The sequence below is a fragment of the Nocardioides flavus (ex Wang et al. 2016) genome (assembly GCF_014653115.1).
In the GTDB taxonomy this organism is placed as follows: Bacteria; Actinomycetota; Actinomycetes; order Propionibacteriales; family Nocardioidaceae; genus Nocardioides; species Nocardioides flavus.
The window spans coordinates 63,467-74,980 of record NZ_BNAD01000008.1 but is presented as its reverse complement, the minus strand read 5'-3'; the positions used below and the strand labels follow the sequence as shown (position 1 = coordinate 74,980).

Below are 11,514 nucleotides of genomic sequence, written 5' to 3'. Positions count from 1 at the left end.
CGTGCCTCGGTGACCCCGCGTCAGCTCGAGGCAGCGTCACCGCCGACGTCGGTGTCCGACTGCAAGCGGTAGAGGTCGGCGTAGAGGCCGCCGGCAGCCATCAACTCGGAGTGGGTGCCCTCCTCGACGACGGTGCCGGCGTCCATGACGACGATGCGGTCGGCCCCGCGCACCGTGGAGAACCGGTGGGAGATGAACAGCGCGGTCCGCCCGTCGAGCACGTCGCGAAGGCTGCTGAACAACGCGTGCTCCGCTCGCGGGTCCAGTGCGGCGCTCGGCTCGTCGAGGATCATCAGCGGCGCGTCGCGGAAGAAGGACCGGGCGAGCGCGACGCGTTGCCACTGCCCGCCGGACAGGTCGACGCCACCGGAGAACAGCCGGGACAGCAACGTGTCGTAGCCGTGGGGCAGTGCTTCCAGGACGTCATCTGCGCCGGCGACGTGGGCCGCCCGCCGCACCCTGTCGTCCGACGCCGCCTCCTCGACCCGGCCCACGGCGATGTTCTCGGCGCCGCTGAACGCGTAGCGGACGAAGTCCTGGAAGGTGACGCTGATGCGCTCGCGCAGGCTGCCGGGACGGAAGTCGTCGATGTGGGAGCCGTCCCAGGTGATCCGGCCGCTGGCCGGGCGGTAGAGACCGGCCAACAGCTTGGCCAGGGTGGTCTTGCCGGACCCGTTCTCGCCGACCACTGCGACGATCTCGCCCGCGTGGAGCTCCAGGCTGATCCCGCGCAACGCCTCGACGGACGAACCCGGGTAGCTGAACCGCACGTCGTCCACCCGGATGGTCCCGAACGACACGGGTGCCTCGACGCCCCGCGACTGGTCGACGAACGAGCGGCCGAGCTCCAGGAACCGGTCGAGGTCGTCGAGGAACAGCCCGGACTCGAAGATCACCTGCATGCCGCGAAACAGGGACTGGACCTGGCCGGCGAGCAGCCGCATGGCGACGACGGCGGCGCCCGCCTCGGCCACGCCGATGCTGCCCTGCGAGACCAGCCGTACGAGCACCAGGAGCGTGCCCGCGAGGATGGCCGCCGAGCCCAGCTGGCCGACGAGCGCGAGCACGGTCCGTCGGGCTGCGTGCCGGCGGAGCGCCCCCAGGTAGCGCTCGTAGCTGTCGTCGAACCTCGACCGGAGCCAGTCGCCGAGGCCGAACGCCCGCACCTCCTTCGCCTCGTCCCGACCGGTCTGGACGAGAGCGAGGTAGGTCCGCTCGCGCAGGACCGCCGTCTGCTGCACCGAGAACCCGAACTCGAGCCGGGACTCGCGACGGCTCGTCAGGAGCACCGGCACCCCACCGGCGGCGACGAGGACGAGGAGGAGGGGCGAGATGCTCGCCAGGGCGACACCTAGCCCGATGCTCGCCACGGTGGCCCCGGCCATGGCCAGCAACCCCTGTGTCACCTGGTAGGGCCGGCCGACGGCGTGGGTCTGGACGCGTTCGAGGTGGTCGTAGAACGCGGGTGTCTCGAAGTGGTAGAGGTCGACCCCGGTCGCCACCCGGAGGACGCGCCCCCACATCGTGCGGGCCACGAGCTCGCCGAGCACGCGTTGCAGCTGCGACTGGCACACGCCCAGGACGGCCGTCGTCGCCGTGAGCCCGGCGAGCAGGAGGATGGGGCCGATCGCCGCATCGACGGTCGCGCCCTCCTCCGCTGCGAGGACGGCGGAGAGCAGCGACTGCACCGCGAGGACCTGGAAGGCCAGGGCGGCAGCGGCCGCCACCTGGAGGCAGACCAGGGCCGAGAAGTGTCGTCGGCCCGAGACCCGCACGAGGGCGAGGCTCGACCTGACCAGGCGTACGAGCCTGCTCCACGACCTGCGCTGCGAGCGAGCCGCGACGTGCACCGAGACGGGGTCGAACGGATCGGTCGACGCCATGCGCTCCAACCTATCCGAGCTCGATCGCTCGTACCGCCGGATCGCAGGTCCTGCCAGCGGCCTCGTCAGTAGGCACCGCGGTGGCCGAGGACGGCCCGGACCGTACGGGCCAGGATCGCGAGGTCCAGCCCCAGCGACCAGTTGTCCACGTACCTGAGGTCGAGCCGCACGGACTCCTCCCAGCTGAGGTCCGAGCGTCCGGAGACCTGCCACAGGCCGGTGACGCCGGGCTTCACCACGAGGCGGCGTCGCGGGTCCACGTCGTACCGGGCGACCTCGCCGGGCAGCGCGGGGCGCGGCCCCACGAGCGACATGTCCCCGCGCACGACGTTCCACAGCTGCGGCAGCTCGTCCAGCGAGTACTTCCGCAGCACCCGGCCGAGCGGAGTGATCCGCGGGTCGAGCTGGATCTTGAAGAGCACGGCGTCCTTCTCGTTGCTGTCGGAGAGCGCCGTGCGCTGGGCCTCGGCGTCCACGCCCATCGACCGCAGCTTGAGCATCGTGAACGGGACGCCGTTGCGCCCGATGCGCTGCTGCCGGAAGAGGGCCGCGCCCGGGGTCTCGATGCGGATCGCCAGTGCCAGTGCGGCCAGCAGGGGCAGCGCCACGAGCAGGGCGAGGAGTGCGACCGATCGCTCCACCACGTCCTTGAGGAAGCGACGCGGACCGTCGAGGACGGGGCCGCTGACGTGCAGGACGCCCAGGCCGGCGCCGGACAGCAGGCGCGTGCGCTGCGGCTCGACGTCGAGGAGCCCGGTGCCGACGCACAGCTCGGCGCCGACACCGGCCAGCGCCCAGTGGAGGCGTCGCATCTCGACGGGGGTGCGGCGTGCGCTCGGCAGCACCACGAGGGCGTCGGCCTGGTGGTCGTCCGCGGCCCGTACGGCGGACTCCAGGCCCTCGTAGGCCGGCAGCTCGTCGGCGAACGAGTCCTGCGAGCCCCCGGTCAGGCAGACCGCGACGACCTCGTGGATGCCGGCCGTGTCGAGCTCTGCCATGGCCGTCCGCAGGTCAGGCCCGTGCCCGGCCAGCACGAGCCGCGGACGCGAGCGGCGTGCGGCGACGAGGTGGTGGGTGCCGCTCGCGACCGCGAAGGCCGCGACCAGCTGGGCCAGCGCGATCAGGTCGATGGTGGTGAGGAAGGGCGAGGCAGCCAGGGCCAGGACCGACCCGCGCAGGCCGGATCCGAGGATCGCGCGGACACGTCCGGCGCGGGTCTCGCCGAGCGCGCCGCGTCGGTAGTGGCCGGTCGCGAGCAGGAGCACGGGCCAGGCAAGGGCGGCAGCACCTGCGAGCCCGGGAGGCAGTGTCCCGGACACGGCCCACGCGGCGGCCAGGCCGGCCGCGAGCACCGCGTCGACGACGAACGACCGCACGCTCAGGCTGCGTCCACGGGCACGGGCGGGGGACTCGGACGCGGGCTTCCTGCCGTGGGCCGCGGTCGGCTGCTCGTCGGCACGCTCGGGGTGTCGCGGGGGCAGGAGGACGGTCGGGCCGTCCACCACCGCCTCGCGTGGCCTCGGGACAGCCGTGACCGGCTCGACGTCCAGCCCGGTGGTCCTCAACGAGATCTGAGTCATCGCTCCCCAACCCCTTGCGAGGTGCCCCCCGATGGCAACCCTGTGCTGACAGTGATTGCGAGCCTAGGAGCGGGCGACCGCCTGCTCATGCCGCAAATCGACGAAAGGCCTGCAGGTGGCGGCGACGAGTTACCCACTCAGAGGGATGGGCGCGACCCGGGCCCGGGACTACCCTCGAAGAGGTGCACCACGCTGGTTCGCGACGCTGACTCTTCCGGCGATGGTCTGTGTGACCGAGCGGATGGCGAGCAGCCCCACATCTCGCCACGGACGACGACGCGCACCAGTGGCGACGGTCGAGGTTCCCCCTCCTCGACCGTCGCGGCACGTCAGGACAGGCGCGCCGCGCCGGTCGCGGTCCGGTGCACCGCCCCGCGGGGTCGCGGCACGGCCGGGACGGTTGCGAAGAAGCTCTCGTGCCACAGCTCGAGCGAGAGCAGGGTCCAGATGCGGTCGTGCTCGTGGGCGCCGTGCTCGTGGCGCAGCATCATGTCGCCCACCATCGCCCCGTCCAGGTTCTGCGCGACCCAGGACCCCGGACCGGTGAGGCGCTCCCGGACGGTGTCGCGCACGCCGGCGTACCACCACGAGCCGGTGCCGGGCTCGGGCACGCGGCGCTCGAGGACCTCGTCGGGCAGCAGCGGACGGGCAGCCTCGCGCAGCACCCACGTGGTGCACCCGGCGCGCACCTTGACCGGGCTCGGCAGGCGGAACGCCAGCTCGACGAGGCGGCTCTCGAGCAGTGGCAGGCGCACCTCGAGGTCGGCTGCCGTCGCCATCCGGTCGAGGCGCTCGAGGACGTCGTCGGGCAGGGTGTGCCGCACCCCGGCGACCGGGCTCGCACGACGCTCCGGCGGAGCCTTCCGGCCGAGCAACCGACGGCGCTCGGACGTGGTGAAGGTCGCCCCCAGCCGTCGCTCGACCCGTCGCTCCAGGCCCGAGCGGAGGGGCGCGGGCAGGCCGTACGACCGCTCCGCCACGCGCGCGAGCCGGTGGCGGGAGTGCCCTCCGAAGAGCTCGTCGGCGCCCTGCGGGCACAGGAGCACCGGCACGTGCTCGGCCGCGGTGCGGGCGAGGACGTGCGCGGCGAGGTCCGCAGGACCCGACAGCGGGGCGTCGCGGTGCCACGTCAGGGGGCCCCACAGCTCGGCGACGTCGCCGGCACCCAGGCGGACGTCGTGGTGACGCGTGTCCAGCAGGTCGCTCACGCGCCGGGTGCGCGCGAGCTCTTCCCCGGCGTCGTCGCCGAGGGCCAGGGAGAACGTGTGCACGGGCTCGTCGCCGAGCAGCTGCCGGGCCTGGGCGGCGACCACGCTGCCGGCGATCCCGCCGGTGAGGTGGACGCCGGGCGGGGCGCCGGCCTCGAGTGCCGACCGTACGGCCTCGCGCACACCGTCGCGCACGGACTCGACCGCGTCGTCGGCGGTCCACGTCCCCTCCGGGTCGGCGTCGGGCGGCGCCCAGTAGGCCGTCTCCTCCAGGTGTCCGTCGGGCATGACCGCCACGCGGTGCGCGGGGCGTACCTTCCTCACCCCCTCGACGAGGGTGTCCGGTGCGGGCACCGTGCGGTGCGCGAGGTAGGCGTCGAGGCTGCGGTGGTCGACGTCCGCGGGAGGGCCCAGCACGAGGAGCGCCTTGACCTCGGAGGCGAACGCCACCCCGCCGGGCACGCGGCGGTAGTGCAGCGGCAGGGCCCCGATGCGGTCGCGCACCAGGTGGGTGGTGCCGGTGCGCAAGTCGTGCGCCACGAGGGCGAACCGCCCCTCCACCCGCTCCACGAAGCCGATGCCCTGCAGGGCGAGGCCCGCCGCGACCAGCTCGGCGTCGTCGCCACGGAGGGGACGGTCGAGGTACGCGCGCAGGCTCGTCCGGTTGACGATCGCGCCGTCGAGGACCACCACCCAGCGTCCGTCGGCCGACCGCACCGGCTGCGGACGGACCTCGGCCAGCGGCGCGTGCGGCCCCGCGGCTCGGCGGGACCGGGCCAGACCGACCCCGGGACCGAGCCACACGTCGGCGCCCCCGCCGGCGCGGTGGTCCTGGGCCGCCGCCATCTGCAGGAGGGTGTCCTCGGTGATGAGCCGGGACCCGAGGGCGCGGATGCCGCACACCCCCGCGCCGGTCATGCCCCGACCCTCCAGCCGATCTGGTTCGCCATCCCGACGGCGGCGAGCTGCGACGACACCTCGAGCTTGTTGAGGATCGACTTCACCTGGGTGCGCACGGTCGCCTCCGACACCACGCTCTCCTGCGAGATGGCACGCACGGTCCGTCCCTCGATGAGGGCCCCGAGAACCTGCCGCTCACGCGGGGTGAGCCGGTCGAGCCGCCGGCGGATGTCGTCGTCGACGCGGCTCTGGTGCGACCACGCGTCGAGCAGTGACTCGAGCTCCTCGCGGGTGGTGACCGGCAGGCCCTGGTGGAGCCGCCGCACCGTCGACAGGGCCTGCTGCAGCGCGCCGCTCTTGGTGAGCACCTTCCGCGCGCCGAGCCGCATGCACTCGCCCCAGCGGCCGAGCTCCTGCGACGCGGTCACCACGACGACGTTGACGTGGGCACGGGCCAGCGGCGCGACCAGGTTGACGCCGTCGCCGAAGCGGCCCAGGTCGAGGTCGAGGATGACCGTACGGGGGTTGGCGCGCAGCGCCAGCGACCGCAGGGTGGCCATCGACCCGCCCTCCTCGGGCAGCTCGAGCCGGCGTACGTCGTAGCCCTCCAACGACAGCGCGAGCTCCAGCGACTCGGCGAAGAGCACGTGGTCGTCGATGATCAGGACGCGGTGCTCGGCCCTAGAAAGTCCATGCACGACGGTTCCCCGGAGCCAGGTCGTCCACCGGCCGGCGCGCGGCCGGGAGGCTGATGACGAAGGACGAGCCGGTGCCGTCGTGCTCGGCGAGGCGCAGCGTGCCGCCGTCCTCGGTCATCAGGCGCTGGGCGAGGTTGAGGCCGATGCCCTCGCCGGGCGAGTCCTCGCCGCGGAGGCCCCAGTCGAAGATGCGGTCGCGCTGCTCCGCCGGGATGCCCCTGCCCTCGTCGCTCACGCGGATGTCGACGGTGTCCTCGTCGCGCCGGACCACCTCCACGACGCTGTGGTCGACCCCGCCGTGGGTCGCCGCGTTGTCGACCAGGATGTTGAGCACCTCGGCCAGCGCGTCGTACCGGCCGCACACGACGTCGCTCGCGCCGCGGACCTCGACGTGGCGACCCTTGAGGCGCTGGAGCTCCAGGATCGACTCGAGCGCCTCGTCGAGGTCGATCTCGGACGACGGCCCGAGCCGACCGGACAGGAGACGGTCCATCCGGTCGAGCTCGCGCCGCATCGACTCCCACAGGCGCTGCCGTGCTTCCGGCGACACGTCCGGGTTGTCGAGCAGGGCCGACCCGGACACGAGACCGGCCATCGTGCTGCGAAGCTCGTGCAACAGCTCGCGGTGCTCGCGGGACGTGTCGCTCTGAGGTGTGACGTCGGCGGGCGCCGAGTGGTGGGCAGTGCGCCTCACCCTCCAGGTGAGGTGTGGCCGGACGGCCGACCACCTGGCCCGCGTGCTGACTGCTGTACTGAGCATGTGCTCCCCCGATGATGTGCTTTCCCTTGTACCTGCTCGCGGCCCGCGACCACTCCCCAGTGGCTGATGCGGACTCGCTCGACCCCGAACGAGCAGGACTCCCACATGCACCATGGGACGGCTCGGGGCGCCTGTCCACCACTTCGCGGCCCATACCCCATTTGTGGGTGGTGCGGTCTGGTCCGGAGCCTTGAGGCCTTGCCCACAATTGGTCAAGGGCGTCGCAAGGGCGGTGGCAGCGTCCGTCCAGCCAGCGGCAAGACGGGCCCGGCCGCACGTCCCGCCCGCAGGTGTCCGGGTGCCGGTGTGCACCGTCCCCAATTGTGTGCACGTTGGCCGGGGGGTCGACGCCATGCGTCGCAGGGCCGGTCATGCTCGCCACACGGCGGCTGGAGGAGGGACCGGATGAGCGTGTCGGGGCGCGTGGGGGTGGTGTCGCCGCACCTGCTGGTGGCCCAGGCCGTCGCAGCCGCCCTGCGGTCCGTCGGGACCCCGGCGGACGCACTGGGGTGGGACGAGACCCTGACGACGCGCACGTCCCCGGGTCGCGGGGACGTCGGTCCGTCGCGTCTGGTCGTCATCACCGACGGGCTTGACAACGAGCCGGTGATCGCGCACGTGCGTCGCTACCTCGCCGTCAGCGGCCTCCGGGTTCTCGTGGTGACGTCGGTCGAGGCCGCTGTCAGGTGGGGCCGGCTGCTGGAGTCGGAGCGACTCGACGTGGTGACGCAGTCGACGTCGGTGGCTGAGCTGGCCGAGGCGGTCGACCTGCTCGCCGGCGACGCGCCGGTGATGGACCCCGGACGGCGAGCGGCGCTGCGCACCGCCTGGGCCCTCACCGTGGACCGCCAGCAGCAGCTCGCGTCGCTGCTGGCGACGCTGTCCCCCCAGCAGCGCCGGGTGCTCGAGCTCCTCGCCGCCGGACGCCGGGTCTCCGAGGTCGGCGCGGAGCTCGGCGTGTCGAGCGGGACGGTGCGCAGCCACGTCAAGTCGCTGCGCGCCAAGCTCGGCGCCTCCACCCAGCTCAAGGCGGTGGCGATGTACCACCAGGCCCAGGAGCGGGTGCTCCCCGCCCACCTCGTGCCGGCGCCACGGCCCGTGTCCGAGCCGGTGTCCGAGCCGGAGTCGGAGCACGTGCCCGACCAGGTGGCGGGCGGTGGTCCGGGCCTCGAGCGCGGGGTCGGCGCCGCCGGGGAGGTGAGCGGCGGCGGGGTGTCGCTGGCGCGTCGATAGGCTGCCTCCATGATCGATCCCACCTCGCTCGACGACCACGCCTTCGCCGTCTGGGCGGCCGAACGGGCCGGCTCGGTCCTCCTCGACGTACGCGCCGGTGCCGCGGCCGACGGCCTCGAGGGCAAGGCCCTCAAGGACGCCGGCGACGCGGCTGCCCAGGCCGAGCTCGACCGGATCCTGACCCAGCACCGCGCGGGCGACGCGGTGCTCTCCGAGGAGGCCGCCGACGACAAGGCGCGGCTCACGGCGAGCCGGGTCTGGATCATCGACCCCCTCGACGGCACGCGGGAGTTCTCCGAGCCGCCCCGCGACGACTGGGCCGTCCACGTGGCGCTCTGGCAGGACGGCGACCTGGTCGCCGGCGCCGTCGCCCAGCCCGCGCTGGGTGAGACCTTCAGCACCGGCCGGCCCAGCGTCGTGCCCCCGCGCACGTCGGACCGTCCGCGCATCGCCGTCTCCCGCAGCCGCCCGCCGGCCTTCGTGGAGGCGCTGGCCGCCGAGCTCGACGCCGAGCTGGTGCCCATGGGCAGCGCCGGCGTGAAGGTGATGAGCGTCGTGCGCGACATCGCCGACGCCTACGTCCACGCCGGCGGCCAGTACCAGTGGGACAACGCCGCGCCCGTGGCGGTCGCGCGCGCGGCCGGCCTGCACTGCAGCCGCGTCGACGGCTCGCCGCTGGTCTACAACGAGGACGACACCTCCCTGCCCGACCTCATCGTGTGCCGGCCCGAGCTCGCCGAGCAGATCGTCGACTTCGTCCGGCGCCACGGCACCGCCTGACGTCCGTCGGCACTCGGGCTCAGTGGACGAGCTTGAGGCCCACGATGCAGCCGACGAGGCCGGTCAGCAGCAGGGCCTTGAGGACCGAGAACGACTCGGTGCCGGTCGCCATCGCGACCACCACGGTCAGGGTCGCGCCGATGCCGACCCACACGGCGTACGACGTGCCGACCGGCAGGGTGCGCATCGCATAGCCCAGGCCGACCATGCTGAGCACGAGCGCGACGACGAACGTCGCGGTGGGCACGGGCCGGGTGAGGCCGTCGGAGCGGCCGAGGGCGGTGGCCCACACCGCCTCCAGGACGCCGGACAGGACGAGCACGAACCAGGACATCACCATCTCCTCGATGGCCGTCTTGTCCTGCCGGGTACGGCTCCCTCGTCCGGTCGCCCACGGGTCGGGGCTGTGCCAGACTAGCGTGGGCGCATGACCTCCTTCGTCGCGCACACCACCGTCGACTGCCACGACGCCTACGGGCTCTCGGAGTGGTGGAAGGCGCTGCTCGGCTACGTCGACGTCGAGGGCGACCCCAACGAGCCCGGTCACGAGGAGTGCATGATCCTCGACCCGGAGACCGGTCACAGCCTGCTGTTCATCGAGGTGCCCGACGCCGAGCTGCCGGCCAAGCGGATCCACCTCGACCTGCGTCCGCGCGAGGGCACGCGGGACGAGGAGGTCGAGCGGGTCCTCGGGCTCGGGGCCACGCAGGTCGACGACCGGCGCGGGTCGTACGGTCCCGGGACGGGGTGGGTCGTCCTGGCGGACCCGGAGGGCAACCAGTTCTGCATCCTGCGCTCACAGGCGGAGGTGGACGCCGGGCCGCCCCCGCCTGCCGGCTGACGCGGGGGAGGCGCAGGTCAGCGTGCGCGCTCGGGGGAGACCCAGGTGCGCCACTTGAACCGGGTGCCGGCGTACGACTGGTCGGCCTTCACCACGAACGACCAGTACCAGACGCCGCCGCGCCGGGGGAGCACGATCGAGTACCGGCCGCGGCGGTCGGTCCGCAGCTTCCTGAACCGCGTGAACCCGCCGCGCCGCTCCGCCGAGACCCGCACCACGATCGCGCGGCCGGCGTAGCGGGGCCGTACGCGGCCGCTCACCTCGAACCCCCCGCGGGGGCGGGTGATCGTGCGGGCGACCTCGACGGTGAACGGTGCGGACTCGCTGCGCGCATAGCTGTCGTCGCCGCTCGTGGCGTCGGCCTCGTGGCCGTTGTAGACGACCTTGTAGGTCGTGGTCATGCGGGGACGCACGTCGAGGAAGTCGAGCGACGCCGAGGAGTTGGTGGCGACGGCCTCCCAGGTGGAGCTCGTCGCCTTCCTGGCATAGAGCGTGGAGGTGCCCTCGGTGGGCGAGAAGCCGTCCTCGCCGTCGACGTCGAGCGTGACGTCGACCACCTCGCCGAAGTCGACCTTCGACGCCTCCGCCTCGGCGACCGTGGTGGTGGCGACCGTGTCACGGGCGGTCGCAGGCGGGACGACACCGAGCGAGGTCATGCCCAGGAGCCCTGCCGTGCACGCGCGGACGGCGAGTCGTGTCGACATCGGCGGTCCTCTCGGGGGTTCGGGAGGGTGGAACGGTACGACCGGCCCCGCCAGCAGGCTGGCGGAGCCGGTCGGGGATCAGTGACCGGTGACGTCAGCCCAGCTTCGCGATGCGCGGGGTGATGGTCGAACGGTAGCTGTACGTGTACCAGATCTCGCTGTAGGACTGGAACTTCGAGTTCCCGGGGACCGTGATCTTGAAGTAGAGCTTGTTGCCACGGCGGGGGGCGGGCAGCCGGACCTGGAACTTGCTCTTCTTGTCGGTCTTGACCGTCTTGAACTTGACGTACCGCTTGCCCTTCTTGATCTGGACCTTGACCTTCTTCTTCTTGTAGTTCGGCTTGACCTTGCCCTTGATCGTCATCCGCGCCTTGGCGTTGTCGATCTTGACGTTGCGGGTCACGCCGACGGTGAACGGGGCCGACTCGCTGGGCGTGTAGTTGTCGCTGTACTCGGTCTGCACGGGCTCGGTGTAGCCGTTGAACACGACCTTGTAGGTGGTCGTCATGCGCGGCTTCACGGGGTAGAAGTCCGAGCCCGGGTAGGCGCCGGTGGTCACCGGGACCCAGGTCGAGGAGCCGGCCTCCATCGCGTAGAGGGTGGACGTGCCGGAGCTCGGGCCGTACCCGTCGGAGCCGGCGACGTCGACGTTGATGTAGAGGTCGTCGCCGTACGTCACCGACGTGGTGTCGGGCGTGGCGGTGGTGGTGGTGGTCCACGTGCTGGCGGCCTGGCCCGGCGCGGCGATGGCGATCGGCGTGAGGCCGAGCAGGCCGGCGGAGACGGTGCCGGCGACGAAGCGAGTGATGCGCATTCCCCGTTGTTCCTCTCGAGTGAAGTTCTGGATCCCGGCCGTCGGCCGGGCACAGGTGCTTGCTACCCCTGAGGCGCACGGGACAAACCCCTCGTCCCCCACGAACCCCCGTC

Annotated in this window: 11 protein-coding genes and 1 riboswitch; of the genes, 3 read left to right on the top strand and 8 right to left on the bottom strand. The window is 72.8% G+C overall.

Going from position 1 to position 11,514, the window contains the following annotated elements; all coding sequences use genetic code 11:
* Positions 1–20: 20 nt before the first annotated feature.
* The 5 genes from IE200_RS13945 to IE200_RS13925 all read right to left on the bottom strand — a co-directional run bounded on the left by IE200_RS13945 (position 21) and on the right by IE200_RS13925 (position 6,963).
* Entirely contained in the window at positions 21–1,883 is a 1,863-nt protein-coding gene (locus IE200_RS13945) for an ABC transporter ATP-binding protein (protein ID WP_191280095.1), read from the bottom strand.
* Between the two features lie 65 nt (positions 1,884–1,948).
* Positions 1,949–3,463, bottom strand: coding sequence for an exopolysaccharide biosynthesis polyprenyl glycosylphosphotransferase (locus IE200_RS13940; RefSeq protein WP_191280094.1), 1,515 nt, complete (start codon positions 3,461–3,463; stop codon positions 1,949–1,951).
* A 329-nt stretch (positions 3,464–3,792) separates the two neighbouring features.
* A complete protein-coding gene (locus tag IE200_RS13935; RefSeq protein ID WP_191280093.1) occupies positions 3,793–5,589 on the bottom strand; it encodes an asparagine synthetase B family protein in 1,797 nt (598 codons plus the stop codon).
* On the bottom strand, positions 5,586–6,269 hold the full coding sequence (locus IE200_RS13930) for a response regulator transcription factor (RefSeq protein ID WP_191280092.1): 684 nt from the start codon (positions 6,267–6,269) through the stop codon (positions 5,586–5,588). The genes IE200_RS13935 and IE200_RS13930 overlap by 4 nt, the downstream gene beginning before the upstream one ends.
* Positions 6,253–6,963: a sensor histidine kinase gene (locus IE200_RS13925; protein WP_191280091.1), complete on the bottom strand. Its 711-nt coding sequence runs from the start codon at positions 6,961–6,963 to the stop codon at positions 6,253–6,255. Before IE200_RS13925 ends, IE200_RS13930 begins: the two co-directional genes overlap by 17 nt.
* A gap of 471 nt (positions 6,964–7,434) precedes the next feature.
* Between IE200_RS13925 and IE200_RS13920 the strand changes: the two genes are divergently transcribed.
* The gene (locus tag IE200_RS13920; protein ID WP_191280090.1) at positions 7,435–8,262 is read left to right on the top strand and encodes a response regulator transcription factor; all 828 of its coding nucleotides are present in this window, start codon (positions 7,435–7,437) and stop codon (positions 8,260–8,262) included.
* A gap of 9 nt (positions 8,263–8,271) precedes the next feature.
* The gene (locus IE200_RS13915; protein WP_191280089.1) at positions 8,272–9,042 is read left to right on the top strand and encodes a 3'(2'),5'-bisphosphate nucleotidase CysQ; all 771 of its coding nucleotides are present in this window, start codon (positions 8,272–8,274) and stop codon (positions 9,040–9,042) included.
* A gap of 19 nt (positions 9,043–9,061) precedes the next feature.
* On the opposite strand, the gene IE200_RS13910 is transcribed toward IE200_RS13915, so the two are convergent.
* Positions 9,062–9,376: a DMT family transporter gene (locus tag IE200_RS13910; protein ID WP_191280088.1), complete on the bottom strand. Its 315-nt coding sequence runs from the start codon at positions 9,374–9,376 to the stop codon at positions 9,062–9,064.
* 12 nt (positions 9,377–9,388) lie between these two features.
* Positions 9,389–9,452, bottom strand: a riboswitch (guanidine-III (ykkC-III) riboswitch).
* A gap of 17 nt (positions 9,453–9,469) precedes the next feature.
* On the opposite strand from IE200_RS13910, the gene IE200_RS13905 reads away from it, so the two are divergent.
* Entirely contained in the window at positions 9,470–9,883 is a 414-nt protein-coding gene (locus IE200_RS13905; protein ID WP_191280087.1) for a VOC family protein, read from the top strand.
* A 17-nt stretch (positions 9,884–9,900) separates the two neighbouring features.
* Here the strand turns inward: IE200_RS13905 and IE200_RS13900 are convergent, their stop codons facing one another.
* Together IE200_RS13900 and IE200_RS13895 are read right to left on the bottom strand one after the other, a co-directional pair.
* Positions 9,901–10,587: a hypothetical protein gene (locus IE200_RS13900; protein ID WP_191280086.1), complete on the bottom strand. Its 687-nt coding sequence runs from the start codon at positions 10,585–10,587 to the stop codon at positions 9,901–9,903.
* A gap of 94 nt (positions 10,588–10,681) precedes the next feature.
* Positions 10,682–11,401, bottom strand: coding sequence for a hypothetical protein (locus tag IE200_RS13895; protein ID WP_191280085.1), 720 nt, complete (start codon positions 11,399–11,401; stop codon positions 10,682–10,684).
* Positions 11,402–11,514 lie beyond the last annotated feature (113 nt).